Origin of the sequence: Amycolatopsis sp. NPDC051371, from assembly GCF_040682155.1 — a bacterium.
GTDB lineage: Bacteria > Actinomycetota > Actinomycetes > Mycobacteriales > Pseudonocardiaceae > Amycolatopsis.
On the sequence record NZ_JBFBAG010000036.1, the window covers coordinates 1 to 17289 of the forward strand.

Annotated in this window: 16 protein-coding genes; 9 read left to right on the forward strand and 7 right to left on the reverse strand. The window is 71.4% G+C overall.

Annotation, left to right across the window (positions count from 1 at the left end; all coding sequences use genetic code 11):
• Positions 1-97: 97 nt before the first annotated feature.
• Complete coding sequence (locus AB0M59_RS35865; RefSeq protein ID WP_364624323.1) at positions 98-1258, reverse strand: nucleotide disphospho-sugar-binding domain-containing protein; 1161 nt, start codon at positions 1256-1258, stop codon at positions 98-100.
• Positions 1259-1288: 30 nt separating this feature from the next.
• Between AB0M59_RS35865 and AB0M59_RS35870 the strand changes: the two genes are divergently transcribed.
• The 9 genes from AB0M59_RS35870 to AB0M59_RS35910 all read left to right on the forward strand — a co-directional run bounded on the left by AB0M59_RS35870 (position 1289) and on the right by AB0M59_RS35910 (position 10024).
• Complete coding sequence (locus AB0M59_RS35870) at positions 1289-2923, forward strand: phospho-sugar mutase (protein WP_364624325.1); 1635 nt, start codon at positions 1289-1291, stop codon at positions 2921-2923.
• A complete protein-coding gene (locus tag AB0M59_RS35875) occupies positions 2923-3375 on the forward strand; it encodes an NAD(P)H-dependent oxidoreductase (RefSeq protein ID WP_364624327.1) in 453 nt (150 codons plus the stop codon). Before AB0M59_RS35870 ends, AB0M59_RS35875 begins: the two co-directional genes overlap by 1 nt.
• Before the next feature lie 310 nt (positions 3376-3685).
• Entirely contained in the window at positions 3686-4090 is a 405-nt protein-coding gene (locus AB0M59_RS35880) for an XRE family transcriptional regulator (protein ID WP_364624329.1), read from the forward strand.
• Positions 4087-4608: a hypothetical protein gene (locus AB0M59_RS35885; protein ID WP_364624331.1), complete on the forward strand. Its 522-nt coding sequence runs from the start codon at positions 4087-4089 to the stop codon at positions 4606-4608. Before AB0M59_RS35880 ends, AB0M59_RS35885 begins: the two co-directional genes overlap by 4 nt.
• A complete protein-coding gene (locus AB0M59_RS35890; protein WP_364624333.1) occupies positions 4605-5732 on the forward strand; it encodes an MAB_1171c family putative transporter in 1128 nt (375 codons plus the stop codon). The genes AB0M59_RS35885 and AB0M59_RS35890 overlap by 4 nt, the downstream gene beginning before the upstream one ends.
• A gap of 1 nt (position 5733) precedes the next feature.
• The gene (locus AB0M59_RS35895; RefSeq protein WP_364624335.1) at positions 5734-6897 is read left to right on the forward strand and encodes an amidohydrolase family protein; all 1164 of its coding nucleotides are present in this window, start codon (positions 5734-5736) and stop codon (positions 6895-6897) included.
• An 86-nt stretch (positions 6898-6983) separates the two neighbouring features.
• Positions 6984-7373 carry a hypothetical protein gene (locus tag AB0M59_RS35900; protein ID WP_364624337.1) on the forward strand — a complete coding sequence of 130 codons (390 nt, stop codon included), beginning with the start codon at positions 6984-6986 and terminating at the stop codon, positions 7371-7373.
• Between the two features lie 24 nt (positions 7374-7397).
• Positions 7398-8687: a histidine--tRNA ligase gene (hisS, locus tag AB0M59_RS35905; protein WP_364624339.1), complete on the forward strand. Its 1290-nt coding sequence runs from the start codon at positions 7398-7400 to the stop codon at positions 8685-8687.
• Positions 8688-8719: 32 nt separating this feature from the next.
• The gene (locus tag AB0M59_RS35910) at positions 8720-10024 is read left to right on the forward strand and encodes a hypothetical protein (protein WP_364624341.1); all 1305 of its coding nucleotides are present in this window, start codon (positions 8720-8722) and stop codon (positions 10022-10024) included.
• Between the two features lie 91 nt (positions 10025-10115).
• Here AB0M59_RS35910 and AB0M59_RS35915 read toward each other — a convergent pair whose 3' ends face one another.
• From AB0M59_RS35915 to AB0M59_RS35940, 6 genes are all read right to left on the reverse strand, one after another.
• Positions 10116-11306 carry a HAMP domain-containing sensor histidine kinase gene (locus tag AB0M59_RS35915; RefSeq protein ID WP_364624343.1) on the reverse strand — a complete coding sequence of 397 codons (1191 nt, stop codon included), beginning with the start codon at positions 11304-11306 and terminating at the stop codon, positions 10116-10118.
• On the reverse strand, positions 11303-11950 hold the full coding sequence (locus tag AB0M59_RS35920) for a response regulator transcription factor (RefSeq protein ID WP_364624545.1): 648 nt from the start codon (positions 11948-11950) through the stop codon (positions 11303-11305). The genes AB0M59_RS35915 and AB0M59_RS35920 overlap by 4 nt, the downstream gene beginning before the upstream one ends.
• Positions 11951-12014: 64 nt before the next feature.
• Positions 12015-13295 (reverse strand): cation:proton antiporter, encoded by a 1281-nt coding sequence (locus tag AB0M59_RS35925; RefSeq protein WP_364624345.1) that lies wholly within the window; start codon positions 13293-13295, stop codon positions 12015-12017.
• Positions 13292-14557, reverse strand: coding sequence for a cytochrome P450 (locus AB0M59_RS35930; protein WP_364624347.1), 1266 nt, complete (start codon positions 14555-14557; stop codon positions 13292-13294). The genes AB0M59_RS35925 and AB0M59_RS35930 overlap by 4 nt, the downstream gene beginning before the upstream one ends.
• A complete protein-coding gene (locus AB0M59_RS35935; RefSeq protein ID WP_364624349.1) occupies positions 14554-15627 on the reverse strand; it encodes an alpha-hydroxy acid oxidase in 1074 nt (357 codons plus the stop codon). The genes AB0M59_RS35930 and AB0M59_RS35935 overlap by 4 nt, the downstream gene beginning before the upstream one ends.
• A complete protein-coding gene (locus AB0M59_RS35940) occupies positions 15627-17168 on the reverse strand; it encodes an NAD(P)-binding domain-containing protein (RefSeq protein ID WP_364624351.1) in 1542 nt (513 codons plus the stop codon). Before AB0M59_RS35940 ends, AB0M59_RS35935 begins: the two co-directional genes overlap by 1 nt.
• Positions 17169-17289 lie beyond the last annotated feature (121 nt).

Here is a 17289-nt window from a genome sequence, read left to right on the forward strand (position 1 = left end):
GCCACCGAGAGGTCGATCTCGCCGGTGACGATGATGAACGTCATCGGCAGCGCGATCAGCGCGTGAGTGCGTGATTCAAGCCGGAACTCGCGTGATTTCAGACGTAACCGGGGAGCTGGGCGGCCACCTCGGCGGGGGACGGCATCGCCGCGACCTCGGCCGCGAGCTGCCGGGTCGCGTCGGCGACCGACGTGTCGGCGAGCAGGTGACGGGCTTTTGCAGCCACGGCGTCGGCCGTGACCTCCGCGGCGAGCAGCCGCGAGCCGACGCCGGCCGCGACGACCGCGTCCGCGTTGCTGAACTGGTCCGCGCCCTGCGGCAGCAGCAGCTGCGGGAGACCCGCGCCGAACGCGCCGAGCGTCGTGCCGCTGCCACCGTGGTGGACCACCAGGTCGACGTGCGGGAGCAGCTCCGACTGCGGCACCCAGGACTCGAGCCGGACGTTCGGCGGCATCTCGCCGAGGTCCGCCGGGGCGACCGTCGGGCCCGTCGCGACCAGGACGTCGACGTCCAAACCGGACAGACCGGCGATCGCCGCGCCCAGCACGCCCGCGTGGCCCATCGCCGTCCCGAGCGTCAGGTAGACCAGCGGCCGCGACCTCTCCAGCACGCCCGACGGCAGCTCACCCGGCTCGCTCCAGCCGACCGGCCGCAGCGGGACGCGCGTCGTGCGCGCCAGGAACCCCGGGTCCTGCACCGACTCCGGGCAGATGTCGACGAACGGACCCGCGAACGCCAGGTCCTCACCGACGTCGATGCCCAGCGCCGCGCCGTGCGAACGGATCGCGTCGCGGATCCGCGTCACCATCGGGTCGTCTCGCGACACCCGGCCGAACCCGTGCGCCACCACCGGGATCCCGGCCTTCATCGCGGCGAACGCGCCGCCCGAGTTGCCGGCCTCGCTCACGACGAGGTCGGGCCGGAACCGCGAGAACAGCGGCAGCAGGTCGGCGACGAACCGCTGCGGCATGAGCTCGCCGAACACCTTCGCGACGATCGGCCCCAGCACCTCCGGCGGGATCTCTCCGGGCGGCCGCCGCGGGCCGGGCGGCCCGGCCGAGGCGAACGCCTGGCCGAACGCGTCCTTGATCGCGAGCCCGGCGGCGGCCGTCTCGAGCCCGGCTTTCGTCAGCTGTGGCAGGAAGTCTTCCGAGGTGGCGAAAACGACGTCGTGGCCCGCGTCGCGCGCGGCGACCCCCAGCGGGACGAGCGGGAACGTGTGACCGAAGGACCCCAGTGAGGTGAAGAGCAAGCGCACTCCCCCGACCCTAGCCCGTAGGCTGACGCGGTGACACTGACTCCCACGCTGCGTGACACCGCCTTCCGCTGGATTGCCGACGACCCGGACGAAAGCACCCGCGCCGAGTTGCAGGACGTCCTGGCGAAGGCGATGGGCGGCGAGGCCGGTGCGGCCGCCGAGCTGGCCGACCGGATGGCCGGACCGCTGGAGTTCGGCACCGCCGGCCTGCGCGGCCCGGTGCGCGCCGGGCCGAACGGGATGAACGTCGCCGTCGTCACGCGGACCACCGCGGGCGTGGCGGAGTGGTTGAAGGCGCAGGGGCACGCGGGCGCGCTGGTCGTCGTCGGCCGCGACGCGCGGCACGGCTCGGAGGCCTTCGCTACCGCGGCCGCCGAGGTCCTCGTCGCAGCCGGGTTCGACGTCAAGGTGTTCCCCAAGCCGCTGCCGACGCCGGTGCTCGCGTTCGCCGTCGGCCGGCTCGGCGCGGTGGCCGGGATCCAGATCACGGCGTCGCACAACCCCCCGGCGGACAACGGCTACAAGCTCTACGACGCGACCGGCGGCCAGATCGTCCCGCCGTCCGACGGCGAGATCGAGCACGCCATCCAGGCCGCGCCCGCCGCGGTGAGCGTGCCGCGGGCGCCCGGCGCCGAGGTCGTCGACCTGCTGGACCGCTACCTCGACGAGGTCGCGACGCTGCCGATGGGAGCCGAGCGCGCGGTGCGGGTGGCCGCGACGGCACTGCACGGCGTCGGCGCCGACACGCTGCGCGCGGCGTTCGAGCGGGCCGGGTTCACCGACCTGCACCTGGTCGGCGACCAGGCCGCGCCGGACCCCGACTTCCCGACCGTCTCGTTCCCGAACCCCGAAGAACCCGGCGCGACCGACCTGCTGCTGGCGCTCGCGTCCGATGTGGACGCCGACCTGGCCGTCGCGCTCGACCCGGACGCCGACCGGTGCGCGCTGGGCGTGCGAGGGCACGACGGCGAGTGGCGGATGCTGCGCGGCGACGAGACCGGCGTGCTGCTCGGCTCGTACATCCTGTCCACAGTGGACCGCACGCTCCTGCCGGACCCGCTGGTCGCGACGACGATCGTCTCGTCGTCGATGCTCGGCGAGATCGCGAAGGCCGAAGGCGCCCGCTACGCCGAGACGCTGACCGGGTTCAAGTGGCTGGTCCGCGCCGGCGAAGGACTCGTGTTCGCCTACGAAGAAGCACTCGGCCTGTGCGTGAACCCGGGCTTCGTGCGCGACAAGGACGGCATCGCCGCCGCGACCCTGGCCGCCGGGTACACCGCGCGGCTGAAGGCCGGGGGCCGCACCCCTCTGGACGTCCTGGACGAGCTCGCGCAGCGCCACGGCGTCCACGTCACCGACCAGGTTTCCCTGCGGGTCACCGATCTCGCCGTCCGCGGGCAGCTGATGGCGAAGGTGCGGGAGACGCCACCGGCCGAGCTGGGCGGCGTCGAGGTGACGCTCGAAGACCTGCTGCCGGACGCGGACGTCCTGCGCCTGACCGGCGAGGGACTGCGCGTCGTCGTGCGGCCGTCCGGCACCGAGCCGAAGCTGAAGGCGTACCTGCAGGTCGTGGCGCCGGTGACGGGTTCGCTCACCGAAGCTCGCGACACCGCGAACGCCAAGCTCAACGCACTGCGGACGGCCGTCGACGAGCTGCTCGCCTGATGCCGAGGCTGCTGATCGTGCACCACACGCCGTCGCCGTCGACGCAAGCGCTGTTCGAGGCGGTGCTGGCCGGCGCGACGCACCCGGACATCGAGGGCGTGGAGGTGGTCCGCCGGGCGGCGCTCGCGGCCACCGTCCCCGACGTCCTCGAGGCGGACGGCTACCTGCTGGGCACGCCGGCGAACCTGGGCAGCATGAGCGGTGCGCTGAAGCACTTCTTCGACACCGTCTACTACCCGTGCCTGGACGCGACGCGCGGCCGCCCGTTCGGGTACTGGATCCACGGCAACAGCGACACGTCGGGCACGGAACGCCAGCTGCTCTCGATCACCACGGGCCTGGCCTGGGAGAAGGTCGCGGAACCGGTGATCGCCACCGGCGACCCGGACAAGAAGACCCTCGAGGCGTGCACCGAACTGGGCGGCACGCTGGCCGCCACGCTGATGTCCTGAAAAGGGTGTCCCGAGGAAGTAAGGGGCCTGTCACCGGAAGCCCTGGGGGTCGACCTCCGGCAACAGGCCGAGACCAAGGGATCGCCGCGAGGGCGTTCGACCTTGGCACCCGAAGCGTACTACAGACCGCGGATCATGACGAGTCGGCGGACATGACAGCCTCTCGTCTTGCGGTTCCGTACACCCCCAGGGTACGGAGAGCAAGACGAGAGGCGCGTCAACTGTAAACCACTGCATACGATAGCTGTCAACATGTGCGTACAGTGGTTTCCCGGCTAGAATTTTCACGGTGGAAACCTAGGGGGCGGGTATGACACGGGAACGCACTTTCGCGGAACGCCTGAGCGCCCTGATCGAGGCGGCTCGGGTGGACGGCCGCGCGCCGCACAGCTACCGGGAGATCTCGGCCGCCGTCGAGCGCGCCGGCGGGCCGGCGATGTCGCCCGCCTACCTGCAGCAGCTGGCCACGGGCAAACGCGTCAACCCGAAGATCCACTACGTCGAAGCCCTGGCGAGGCTGTTCGGCGTGCCTGTCACGTACTTCTTCGACGAAGAGGCGGCCGCGCCCCCGGCCGGGGAAGCACAGCTGATGGCGATGCGGGCGCAGGAGCTCTCGCCGCAGGGCCGGCGTCAGGTGATGGACCTGCTGGAGCTGGTGGAGCGCTACGAACGGGCCGAACGCGAAGGCCGGAACCCGGAGGACGCCGCGCGATGAAGGAACGGGAGCTGCGCCGCCGGTGCCGGAAGCTGCTGAAGCAGCTCGACATCGGCCCGCCGCTCGACGTCGAAGTGCTGTGCGCGCGACTGGGGGACCAACGGGGCAAGCCGATCCGGCTGATGGCCTACCCGCTGGAAGTACCCGGGCCGTTCGGCTGCTGGATCGCGACGTCGGCAGCGGATTACATCTTCTACCAGGCCGAAACGACGAAATCCCACCAGGACCACATCATCCTGCACGAGCTCGGGCACATGCTGGCCGACCACCACCCGCAGGGCGACGCCGAGCCGGCGGACTTCCTGCGCGGGCCCGCTCCGGATCTTGACCCGGATGCAGTACACCGCGCACTGCGGCGGACGTCCTACGATGACGCGCACGAGTGGGAAGCCGAGACCGTCGCGACCATCATCCTCGAGTGGGCGTCGGTCCTGAACTACACGATCCCGCGGCGCGCTGCGGACCGGGATCTCCGCCGGATCCAGGGGGCGCTCGGCGATCACCAAGGGTGGTTGTGAGCACACTTTTCAGCCCCGTGAACGTTGTCGCGATGGTGCTGTTCGCCGCTGCTTTGGCGTGGCGGATCTACCAGGTGCAGCGCGCACCGACGGTGCCGAACTGGGCCGTCACGGCGTGCATCGCCGGGTTCGCGGCCGCGTTCCTGCTGCAACAGGAAGTCGTGTCGGACGAGATCGACGCGGTCCTCGGCCTCGGCGCGGCGCGCGTGGCCAACAACGCGCTGCTGGCGTGCGCGGTGTGCGCGCTGGTGATCTTCTTCCTCGGCTCGGCGCTGGGCCCGCGGCGCTACCGCCGGGTGGTGGTGGAACTGGTGCCGCTGGCCGCGGCGATCACGCTGATGATCGTCACGATGGCCCTGACGGCGCCGGAGCTGCGCGGCCTGCCGCTCGGGCCGTCGACGATCCACGACACCGGGATCGCGCTGTTCTACCTCGGCGCCGGGCTGTACCTGATCTACGGCCTGATCGCCTGCACGGCGTGGATCGTGCGCTACCTGCGGGTGGCCGACCGGAACCTGCGGATCGGGCTGCGGATGGGCGCGGCCGGGATGGCCTGCGCGGCCGTGGGCAGCATCTGCCGCGCGCTGTACATCGTGGTGGCGTGGGCGTTCGGCCCGGTCGTCAAGGTGCTGCTGCTGCTCGGGGTGCCGTTCGTCATCGTCGGCGGGATGCTGTTCCTGCTCGGCGTCACCTACCCCGGCGTGCGGGCGCGGTTCTCGGCGTTGCGGCGGCGCCGCCAGCACCGCCGCGAACACGACGCGCTCGGTCCCTTGTGGACGGTCCTGGTCCAGGCGTTCCCCAGCATCGTGCTGCGGACACCGCCGCGCCGGCGTGGCGAACTCCTTTCGCCGCGCAGCATCCACCGCGTGCACTACCGCCGGGTGATCGAGATCCGGGACGGCCTGGTGCAGCTGTCGCCGTACCTGACCGCGGACTTCGGCGAAGTCGTCGCCACGGATCCCGGGGCCGCCGCGAACGCGTTGAAGACGGCGCTGGCGCGGCACGCGGCCGGCGAGGAGAGCGACGGCCACGCCAAGCAGGTCCTGCCCGCGCCGGCGGACGACATCGAATCGGACGTCCGGCCGCTGCTGGCGCTGTCGGCGGCGATGGGGAACGGGGAGTGACGTGGACACCCTGATCACCGCGGGCCGGGTGCTGCCGCGGCCGTCGGCGCCGGTCGACGACGGCGCGGTGCTGGTGCGCGGCGGCGTGATCGTGGCGGCAGGTCCGCGCGCGGAGGTCGTCGCGCAGGCCGCGCCGGACGCGATCCGGCGCGACTTCCCCACCGGAACCGCGCTCGCCGGCTTGTTCAACGTCCACGTGCACCTGGCTTTCGACGCATCGCGGGAGATGCTGGCCCACTTTCAGGCCGGTTCGCTTCTGGATGGCGCGCGCTCGCGGCTGTCGTCGATGCTGCGCAGCGGGGTGACGACGGTGCGCGACCTCGGCGACCGCGGGCACCTGGGCGCGGCGGTCCGCGAGTCCTTCTCGGACGAGGTGGCCCCGCGGCTGCTGGTGTCGGGCCCGCCGATCACGGTGCCGGACGGGCACTGCCACTTCTTCGGCGGCGCGACCTCTTCCGACGGCGAAATCCGCGCGTTGATCGACGAAAACGCGGCGGCGGGCGCGGACGTGATCAAGGTGATGGCCAGCGGCGGCCAGATCACCGAGGGCGGCGCGGACATGTGGGAGTCGCAGTTCGACGCCCGGCAGCTGTCGTTGATCGTCGACCACGCGGCCACCCACGGGTTGCCGGTGGCGGCGCACGCCCACGGCGCCGACGCGATCGAGGCGGCGGTCGAGGCCGGGGTGTCGACGATCGAGCACTGCAGCTTCCTGACCGGGCCACGGTCTTTCGACCGACGCGAACCGGTGGCGAAGCGGATGGCTTCGGCGGGGATTTCGGCGTGTTCGACGAGCAGCCGCAACTGGCGGACGATCGTCGAGAAGCTCGGCGACGAGACGGCCCAGGCGATGTACGGGCGGCTGCCGTGGCTGGAGGAGCACGGGGTCCGGCTGCTTGCGGGGACCGACGCGGGGTTGCCGGGATCGGTGTTCGACGATCCGGTGGGAGCGCTGGAACTGTACGAGTGGCTCGGGTTTCCGCGGCGGCGGATCTTGGAGATCGCCACGTGTGATTCCGCGGCGGGGCTCGGCCTGACTTCGGTGACCGGCCGGCTCGAGCCGGGCCTGGCCGCCGACGTGCTCGTCGTCGAGGGTGACCCGCTGGCGTCGCTCGCCGCCCTGCGGAACCCCCTCTTGGTGCTGGCCCAGGGCCGCGTCGCCTAGTTCCACGTTCGGGGAATGCCCGGTTTGGTGACACCGTTTTAAAACAGTGTTATCGTGAGCCCAGCCCACCTCGAAGGAGTCCCCCGATGCACGGACCCACCCAGCTCTTCACCGTGATCGCCCTGGTCTCACTCCCCACCGTCATGTACGGCGGTTACGCCCTGATGGGCGTCATGCGCGACCGGAAGCTCACCGAACACCAGCGCTCGATGTTCCGCGCCGGCCACGCGCACGCCGGCGTCCTGCTGATCCTCGCCCTGGTCGCGCTGCAGATCCTCAGCCGGACCACCCTGTCCGACGCCACCCTGTGGATCACGTGCTTCCTGCTGCTCTTCGGGATCCTCGCCCAGTCCGGCGGCTTCTTCCTCCACCTGATCCCGAACCAGGGCAAGCTCGGCGGCCGCGTGACGTCCGCCGGTGCGGTGCTGCTGGGCGCCGGCACGCTGCTCACCGCGTACGGGGTCGCCTTCGCCTGAGCGCCGGTCGTTAAGCTGGGTGACGTGCCTGAATACCTGCCGACCGCGCCCTACAAGGGGACCCGGGACTTCCTGCCCGCCGAAATGTCCGTCCGGACGCAGGTGTTCGGTCATCTCTACGACGTCCTCGAGCGCCGCGGCTTCCTCCGCTACGACGGCCCGATCCTCGAATCCGCCGAGATCTACGAGCGGAAATCGGGTCAGGAGCTCGCCGACAAGCAGCTGTACACCCTCACCGACAAGGGCGGGCGGCGGCTCGCGCTGCGCCCGGAGATGACGCCGTCGGTCGCGCGGATGATCGCCGGGAGCGCCAAGTCGCTGTCGTTCCCCGTCCGCTGGTACAGCCACCCGAACTGCCACCGGTACGAGGCGCCGCAGCGCGGCCGCGTGCGCGAGCACTGGCAGATCAACGCCGACATCTTCGGCTCGGACAGCGCCAACTGCGAGATCGAGATCTTCGAGCTGGTCCACGACATGATGGCCGCGCTGGGCGCGACGCCGGACATGTTCGTGCTGCGGGTCAACGACCGGAACCTGCTGACGTCGGCGCTCACCGACGTCGCCGGGGTTTCCGAAGACCACCTGGCCCAGGTGTTCGCGCTCGTCGACCGCTGGGAGAAGTACCCGCGCGAGAAGCTGGCGGAGAGCGCAGCGGAGATCGGGCTCTCGGACAAGCAGTTCGAGAAGCTGGCCGAGACGCTCGGCGCGGGCGAGGCCCTGCTCGACGAGCTGCCGGCCGAGGTGCGCGAGCAGTCGAACCTCGTGCGCGTGCTGAACAGCAGCGCGGGCAGCCTGGTGAAGTACGAGCCGATGATCGTACGCGGGCTGGCGTACTACACGTCGACCGTGTTCGAGGTCTTCGACACCTCGCCGGAGAACCGCCGCGCCCTCTTCGGCGGCGGCCGCTACAGCGACCTCGCGTCGATGTTCACGCCGCAGCAGATCCCGGGCATCGGGTTCGGCATGGGCGACGTCACGCTGATCGACTTCCTCGGGACGCACGGCCTCACGCCGGCACCGCGCAGCGAGGTCGACGTCATGGTGATCCCGGTGACCGAGGACCTCTCGGACGCGGCCCGCTCGGTGGCGTCGTCACTGCGCGCCGCCGGGCTCCGGACGTCGACGCCGATCGAGCACCGCAAGCTGGGCAAGGAGCTGACCCGCGCGGACAAGGCGGGCGCGGTCGCGGTGGTGATCGTCGGCCAGGAGGACTGGGCGGCCGGCAACGTCACGGTCCGCAGCCTCTCGACGCGGGAGCAGAACCCGGTAGCGATCGCCGACGCCCCCGCCGCGGTCCAGGCCCTGCTGAGCTGAAACCGGTTCGACACGCCTGACAGGCTGGGTGCGTGTTCGAAACCGGGCTGCCCGATCTGGACGCCTTCGCCGCGGGTGACGTGCGGCGCTGGGCGGACTTCGACGTCGCCGTGCGGCGAGCGTGGTGGACCGACCAGAACTGGTACCGCTTCCCCGGTGGCGAGCTCGTGCCCCTTTCGCGGGAAAAGCTGGCCGAGGCCGCGTGCCACGGGAACGGCCGGATGCGCGAAGTGGCCGTCGAGCGGCTGGCCGTCAGCGCCGATCCCGAGGCGGTGCCGCTGCTGCTCATCCGGTCCGTCGACTGGGTCGCGGCGATCCGCGAGCGCGCCCGGGAAGCGGCAGTGGCCAGATTGGACTCCGCGACCCTGCGGGCGATGCTGCCGCTGATCTGCGTGCTCCGGCGCCGGCAGGTCGACGACTGGATGACGGCGCTGTTCCGGCGGGCGCTGCCGGACCACCTCGACGCGGCGCTGGCGATCGACGACCGGGACATCCGGCGCTGGGTCCACTCCGAGGCGCTCGGGCGCCTTTCCCGGGCGCGCCTGCTGGACATCGCGGTGCGGGACCACGACTTCGTGGTCCGCGCGGTGTGCGGCAACGCGCTGCTCGACCGCGGTGAGTGCGTCGAAGAGCTCCTCGCGGCCGGGGCGCCGAAGGTCCGGATGCGGGCGTTGACGCTGCTCGGGCCCGACGCGGTGGTGGCCCACCTGGCCGACCGGTCGTCGGCGGTGCGGTCGATGGCGCAAGCGCTGGTGGTCAAGGCAGGTGGCAACCCGGCCGCGTACTACCGCGCGATGCACGTGTCCTTCGGCGTGCTTGCCGGGCTCGGCGAGACCGGGACCGCCGCCGACGCCGGACTGCTGGAGGACCGGCTCACCGACGAGCGCCCGCGGATCCGGCGCGCGGCCGTCCGCGGCCTGCGACGGATCGCCCCGGAGTCGGCGGCGGTCGCGCCGTTGCTGACGGATCCGTCGCCCGCGGTGACCCGCCAGGTGGTGGAGTTCCTGCGCGGCAAGCCCGCGCTGGTCGGCGTGCCCGCGCTGCGGGAGTCGCTCGCCGCGGAATCCCTCCACACACGACGGGCCGCCGCGGCGCTGCTACGCGACCGCGACACGTGGTTACGCCTGCACACGGACCTCACGCTGCTGGCCGACGAAGCCCTGGGCGCCGACGCCGAGCAAGACCTGCACGCCTGGCTGCACCACACGGCGGCGACGTACACGACCCCGTCCCCCGCCCTGGCAGCCGAAATCGAGTCACTCCTCCCGCCGGCCCCACCGCAAGTGGCCCGGCAGCTCCGCTTCGCCCTGCTCCAAACCCGGAACTCGCGTGATTGAAGACGTGACTTGCGTGATTGGGGCCGGAACTCGCGAGTTCCGGCTTAAGTCACGCGAGTTCCGGGTTCCGTCACGCGAGTTCCGGCCCTGATCACGCGGGGTCGGCGCGGAGCAGCCTCAGGGTGAACGTGGCTCCGTCGCCCGGGCGGCCCGCTGCCGCGATCGTGCCGCCGTGGCCCGTCACGACCTCGCGGACCAGGGCCAGCCCCAGGCCGAACCGGCGGCCGTCGCCGTCGGAACCGCGGGCGAACCGCTCGAAGATGCGGTCCGCGTCGGCCGAGGGGAAGCCGATGCCGGTGTCGCGGATCCGCAGCTCCACGTGTCTTTCGTCCGGCACGCCCAGCCACACCTCGATCGAGCCGCCCGGCGGGGTGTGGCCCAAAGCGTTGTCCAGCAACGCCGAAAGCACGCGCCGCAGCGCGGTCGGGACGCCCTGGACGACGTACGGCCGCCGCTCCCGCGACACCGCGAGCCGGACCCGGCCCTCCCCCGCGCGCACCGCCTCCGCCGCGACCGCTTCCTCGGCGAGCCCGCCCAGCTCCACCAGCTCGAACTCCGGCCGGTCGCACGCCTGCGCCGACAACAGCAGGTCCTCGACGACTTCGCCGAGTTCGCGCGTGCCGCGGACCAGCTGGTCCAGATCGTCCGCGTCGCGGCCGGACGCGCGCCGCGCCAGCAGCTGCGCCCGCGTGTGCAGGCGGGTCAGCGGGGCGCGCAGTTCGTGGGACGCGTCCGCGACGAACGTCCGCTGCCGCCGCAGCGCGTCGGCCAGGGGCCGGATCGCCCGGCAGGCCAGCACCCGGCCGCACAGCACGGCCGCGAGCAGCGCCAGCACCTCGGCGACCACGAGCCCGGACACCAGCGACGAGCGGTCCTGGATCTGGTACAGCTCCTCGAAGAACGCCTGCGAAACGACGCCGCCGCGGTTCTCGACCCGGATCGTGTACGTCATGCCGCCGATCGGGCGCCGTTCCGTGTGGACGTCCCCGGGTGAGGGCACCGTCGCGTCCAGCGCCGGGATCGGCATTCCGGCCGGGGACGGGCCCGCGGGCGCGTGCAGGACCGGGGTGAACAGCCAGACGCAGCCAGGCGGGGTCGCGGCCGGGCCCAGCTCGGCCGTCCTGGCCAGCGTGCGGTCGGCCTCGGCGTGCTGCCGCGTCAGCAGCATCGCGTACGCGATTCCGCCCGCGACGGCGACCAGCATCGACACCACGACGGCGATCTGCGCGGTGATCGCCCACCGCGCCCGCCGCAGGGCCCGCTCTTCCGGGTCGGGTCTCATACCGCGCCGATCTGGTAGCCGAGGCCGTGCACCGTCCGGACGACGTCGCGGCCGAGCTTGCGCCGCAGGTAGTACACATAAGTGTCCACAATGGACTCACCGGTCGAGTCGGCGAAGACGTTCGTCCGCAGCGACGCCCGCGGGTGGATCGCCTTCGGCCGCTGCGCCAGCGTCCGCAGCAGCTCGAACTCCCGGCCGGACAACGTGATCCGCTCCCCGCGCGGCAGCACGACCTCGTGCCGCTGCAGGTCCAGGGCCGCCGCACCGAGCGGAAGGCACTCCGCGCCCTCCATGTCACGGCGGCCGAGCGCGCGCAGCCGGGCCAGCAGCTCCTCGGCCTCGAACGGCTTGACGAGGTAGTCGTCGGCGCCGGCGTCGAGCCCGCCGACGCGGTCGGCGAGCTCGCCCAGCGCCGAGAGCACCAGGACCCGCGTGGTCACCGCGCGCGCCCGCAGCCGGGCGATCAGTTCGAGGCCGTCCAGCACCGGGAGGCGCCGGTCGATGATCATCACGTCGTACCGCCCGGTGAGCCCGAGGTGCAGACCGCGCTGCCCGTCGTGCGCCGCGTCGGTTTCGTAGCCTTCGTCCGCGAGCAGCTCGGCGAGCATGCCCGCCAGTTCCCGGTCGTCCTCGACCAGGAGCACTCGCGATTTCGCAGCCCCATCGTGCACGAACCCATACTGGCAGTGATTTTCCGAAATTGAACTATCAACTTTTCCCGGTCACCGGGACCGGTTCGGCCATCAGGAGCACCTCGCTGCTCCCCTTGCGGGCATCGCGCCGGTCGAGCCAGCTGAGCACGGGCGCGGTCATGATGGTGGTGACCAGCGCGACGAGCACCAGCACCGTGAACAACGCCGTCGAGACGATCCCCGCGGCGAGCCCGACGTTGAGCGCGATCAGCTGCATCAGCCCGCGCGCGTTGACGAGCACGCCGACGCGCGTCGCGATCTCCGGCGGTTCCCCCGCCAGCCGCGCTGCGCCCCAGGACGCGCCCAGCTTGCCGACGATCGCGACCGCCACCGTCACCAGCGCGAAGGCGAGCAGCTTCGGGTCGGCGAGCAGCGCGAACCGGGTGTTCAGGCCGGAATAGGTGAAGAACAGCGGAACGAACACGATCGACCCGATCGGCATGATCTTCGCGAGCACGGCGTCGGAGGCCGCGCCGCGCGGGAACGCCACCCCGACGGTGAACGCGCCGAACACCGCGTACAGCCCGATGGTGTCGGTGAACCAGGCGGCCGCGAACAGCGTCATCGCGGTGATGAGCACCCGCTGGTCGACGCTCACCCGGTCACTGCCCATCACCCGGGCCAGCAGGCGCCGCCCGACGATGAACACCAGCAGCGCGAACAGCAGCCCGCCGCCGAGCGCGAGCGCGATCGGCCCCAGCGACCCGGCGTGCATCCCCAGCACGACCGCCAGCAGCAGCCACGCGAGTACGTCGTCGAGCGCGCCGCAGGCCAATGCCAGCGAGCCGAACCGCGTCGACCCGATCCCGCGTTCGGTGATGATCCGGACCATCATCGGGAACGCCGTGATCGCCACCGCCACCCCGACGAACGCGGCCGACGTCACCAGCGAAACGCCTTCCTTGCCGATGCCGACCCACGACGTGCCCAGGACGGCGACGCCGATCCCGAGCACCAAGGGCACCAGTGTCCCGGCCGACGAGATCGCCGCGACCGACTTCCGCGACTTCACGATGCTGCCCAGGTTGAACTCGTAGCCGGCGCCGAACATGTAGATGACCAGGCCGATCTGGCCGCCGACGTAAAGCAGCGACCGGATCGCGTCCGGGAACAGCGCCGCCTGGACGTCCGGCAGCAGCAGCCCGAACAGCGAGGGGCCGAGGAGCACCCCGGCGATCATCTCCCCGACCACCGGTGGCTGGCCGAGCTTGACCGCGGCCATGCAGACCAGCCGGACCACCACCAGGATCGCCACGACGGCGAGGAAGAACGTGGGTGCCGCCTCGGACGGGCTCATGAGTTACCTCCGGCGAAGTAGGTCGAGCAGAGGGCTTGCTTGCGCGCGTCGAGCACCATGTACGTGCCGAAGACGAGCTGGGCGAAGCTGCGCCAGACGTCTTCCCAGCGGTCGCGGACCGCGAGCCACACCAGGGGCGCACGCCGGCGGCGCGCACCGCGGGGCGTGAGCAGTGCCGGGCCGCGGTTGGGGATGGAGCGCGTGTGGCCGGCCGTAGAGGCGAGGCTGAAGCGGCGCAGGACTTCGCGCGTCACGACCCGCATGGTCGGCGGGGCCAGGCCGCGGGCCGGGCACGCGCGGTTCTGCGCGACGCCGAACGGGATGAACTCGTCCTTCGCGGTCTGGGCCGCGAAGCCCGGGTAGCTGAAGCACAGCACCGTGCCCGCCGGGATGGTCAGGTCCGCCAGGTCGATGTCGGCGGTGGAGATCCGGTGCGCGATGCCGAACAGCGGGTACTCGCGCAGGCCGTCGTCGATGACCCAGTCCAGGTAGGCGTCGTCGTCCGGGTGCTCGACGAGCCTTCGTTGGACCTCCGGGCGCTGCGCGACGATCATCAGCAGGTGCGCCATCGCCTCGGACATCTGCACGACGGCGGTGTTGAAGAACGTGCCCTGCAGGTAGTAGACCTGCTCCGCCGGTGTCAGGGACTGCGGCAGCGGGTGCGGGACGTCGGCGAGGCGCCGCCGCAGGTACTTCGTCAGCCGGGCCCGGCGGCGCATGTTCCGCGGCCGCACGCACTTCAGGGCCGAGACGACGTCGTCGGCGTGCGCCACGATGAGGTCACGCGCCTCGGGCGGGCACGGCTCGTCGAACACCAACTCGTAGTACAGCTCGGCCCAGATCGGCATCATCTCGTCGCGGAACCGGACGAGCCCGGGCCGCACGTCGTCCAGGACGTGGGCGGCCACGCGGCGGGCCAGCTCCTCGGAGTCCTTTTTGGACCGCACCAGGATGTGCCGGGTGCACTTGGCGACCTCGTCGTAGCGCGACCCGGCTTCGAGGTGCTCCTGGTGCACCTCGGGCCCGGGCGCGAGCCAGTACCAGAACAGGTCGGACAGCGCGGCGCCGCGGCTGCGGCCGTTCGCCGCCGGGTCGGCGTAGACGCGCCGGAAGTCCCCGACGCCGACCTGCTCCCCCGGGATCGTCACCACGTCCTGGCCGTTGACCAGCTCGAAGATCCGCATCCGCAGCGCGACCACCCGGGCCGGCAGCCACGCCGGGGCGGTGACCAGGGCCGCAGCCGCAAGCGCTTTCCCGATCATCGCCGCACCTGGTCCGGAGTCAGGTCGGCCGGGTGCCGGCCGCCGCACATGGCCAGCGCCTGGTCGAAGTCGTCACGCAGCAGTTCGAGGACCTGCGTGACGCCCTCGCGGCCGCCCGCGGCAAGCCCCCACACGACCGGCCGGCCGACGCCGACCGCGTCCGCGCCGAGGGCCAGGGCCTTGACGACGTCGGTGCCGCGCCGGATCCCGCCGTCGAGCAGCACCGAGATCGCCCCGCCGACGGCCGCCGCGATCTCGGGGAGCACGTCGATGGTCGCGGGCACGGTGTCGAGCTGACGGCCGCCGTGGTTGGACACGACGATCCCGGCGACGCCGTGGTGCACGGCCAGCCGCGCGTCCTCGGCGTGCAGCACGCCCTTGATCAGCACCGGGAGCTTGGTCTTCGACCGCAGCCACGCGATGTGGTCCCAGCTCAACCCGGCCGACATGACGATCTCGCGGACGTGACTCGCGTTGCCGCCGCTGCGGTTCTCCAGCTCGAGGTTGCGGAGGTTCTCCACGACCAGCCCCGGCGGCAGGTCGTGGAAGTCGTTGCGGTCGTCACGCTCGCGGCGGCCGAGCACCGGCGAGTCGACGGTCACGACGAACGCCTTGACGCCCGCGTTTTCGGCGCGCCGAACGATCGCCTCGGTGAACTCCAGATCGGGCTGCAGGTAGAGCTGGAACCACAGGCCCGGGTCCGGGGCGACCTCGCGAGCCGCCGCGGCGATGTCCTCGATCGCGGTGGTCGAGGCCATGCTGACGATCATGATCGTGCCGGCGCGCGCCGCCGCGCGGGCGGTGGCCAGCTCGCCGTCGGCGTGCGCGAGCCGGTGGAACGCCGTGGGCGCGACGAGGATCGGCATCGAGGACGGCGTCCCGAGCAGCGTCAGGCTCAGGTCGCGTTTGTCGCTGCCGCGCAGGACCCGCGGGAGCAGCCGCAGCTTCTTGAACGCCGATTCGTTCTCCGCCACGGTGATCTCGTCCTGCGCGCCACCCGCGAAGTAGTCGTAGTGCACCGGGTCGAGGCGCTGGCGGGCCGCCGCCTCGAACTCCGCGATCGTGCGCATCACAGCTCCCGGGCGAAGAACGCGGTCAGCGGCTCGACGTGCACCTCTTCGTTGTCCCACTCGTTTTCGAGGTTCTCGGTGACGTGGTGGGTCGCGACGAGCTCGCCGCGGCGGTAGTGCCGGACGATCGGGTGCAGGTAGTGGCCTTCGCCGTGGTCGTTGGCCTGGTCCTGGGCGGCGCGCGCGACGAAGTCGAACGGGTCGACCTTGTCGTGGTCGGGGCCGTAGTCGAGGGTGACGACGTAGGCCTCCTCCGGCGCGTCCCGGAGAAGGCGGTCGACCGGCACCTCCTCGAGGTAGCGCGCGGTGTCGGCGTCGACGACCAGCGCGTCGCCGAGGAAGCCGAACTGCTGGTACAGCGCGGAAGTCCGGTTGATCCGGGTGATCATGGCGTCGGTCATGGCGTCCGGTTTGGCGGGCAGCTCGGTGGCCGGCCACGGCGTGTCGTGGTGACGCTCGTTCAGGACCTTGGCCAGCGCGCGGACGCCGTAGCGGAAGCCGTGGATGAACGCGCTGGTGGCCTTCTTGAAGTCGCGGACCTGCGTGATGGTGCCGGCGAAGTAGAGGCCGGGCACGTTGACCGACTCCCAGTCCGGCGTCTGCGCGGGGAAGCGGTCGTTGATGGTGAGCTGGGGGCGGCAGTCCTCGTCGAAGAGCTCCGCGTCGAAGCGGAAGCCGGTGCAGCCGATCACGCGGTCGTAGCGGATTTCCTTGATGACCTCTTCGGCGCGGGCGAAGGCGAACTTGACGTGGTAGCCGTCGGCGTCCTTGCGGACCTCGCGGACGTCGCCGTCGAGGATCGCGTGCTGGAGCTTCAGCTGGTACATGTCGAGGATGCCCGCGTTGTAGGCGCGCAGGTGGCCGACGAAGTGGGTGCGCCAGGCGAGCTTCACCGGCCGCGGGCCGCCGACGTGTACGACCGCGGCGGTCTCGATGAGGTTGTCGGCGGTCTCGAAGGCGGAGTTCCCCTTGCCCAGCACCAGGACGCGCTGGTCGGTGAAGCTCTTCGGGGCGACGTCGACGTCCACGTACTGGTCGATCAGCTCGACACCGGGGAACTGCGGGATGTACGGCTTGGTGACGCCGCTGGCCATGATCAGCCGATGCGCTTTGAACTCGTCGTCACCCGCGGTGAGGATGAAGACAGCGCTTTCCGGGTCTCGGCGGATGCGCGTCACCCGGGTGTCGTAGCGGACGTTGACTTCGTGCTTCGCCGCGTAGTCGGCCAGGTAGCGCAGAAAGTCCGGGGCGTCCGGGAAAAGCTTCTCGCTGTAGTCGGTGAAGACGGGCTGGTCCTCGTCGCCCTCGGTCAGGATCGAGTTCCAGTCCATCCGCATGCGCAGCTCCGGGTCCGCGTACCCGGTGTGCTTCTTGTTGATGGAGATGAGCGTCCGGTGCCGGGGGAAGGTCTCGAAGAAGTGGCCGGGCGCGGAACCGCCTTCCAGCACCAGGTACCGGTGGCCAGCGTGGCCGAGGTGCTGCCCCAGCTGCAACCCCGCCGGCCCGGCCCCGACGACCAGATAATCGAGCACTTCCTCCACGACGACCTCCTGCAGGCTCGGCACCGACCTTGATCGGCGCCGAGCCTGCTCCGGAGATCTCAGAAAAGGCTCAGAAGGTGGCCCGGTCGTGAGTGAGAAACAGTGTTCTAACCCTGTTTCT

Excerpts from the sequence above, each read along its gene's own strand:
- AB0M59_RS35875 (WP_364624327.1), top strand. The coding sequence starts at position 2,923 with ATGCCGAGGCTGCTGATCGTGCACCACACGCCGTCGCCGTCGACGCAA.
- AB0M59_RS35880 (WP_364624329.1), top strand. The coding sequence starts at position 3,686 with ATGACACGGGAACGCACTTTCGCGGAACGCCTGAGCGCCCTGATCGAG.
- AB0M59_RS35885 (WP_364624331.1), top strand. The coding sequence starts at position 4,087 with ATGAAGGAACGGGAGCTGCGCCGCCGGTGCCGGAAGCTGCTGAAGCAG.
- AB0M59_RS35900 (WP_364624337.1), top strand. The coding sequence starts at position 6,984 with ATGCACGGACCCACCCAGCTCTTCACCGTGATCGCCCTGGTCTCACTC.
- AB0M59_RS35915 (WP_364624343.1), bottom strand. The coding sequence starts at position 11,306 with ATGAGACCCGACCCGGAAGAGCGGGCCCTGCGGCGGGCGCGGTGGGCG.
- AB0M59_RS35925 (WP_364624345.1), bottom strand. The coding sequence starts at position 13,295 with ATGAGCCCGTCCGAGGCGGCACCCACGTTCTTCCTCGCCGTCGTGGCG.
- AB0M59_RS35930 (WP_364624347.1), bottom strand. The coding sequence starts at position 14,557 with ATGATCGGGAAAGCGCTTGCGGCTGCGGCCCTGGTCACCGCCCCGGCG.
- AB0M59_RS35935 (WP_364624349.1), bottom strand. The coding sequence starts at position 15,627 with ATGCGCACGATCGCGGAGTTCGAGGCGGCGGCCCGCCAGCGCCTCGAC.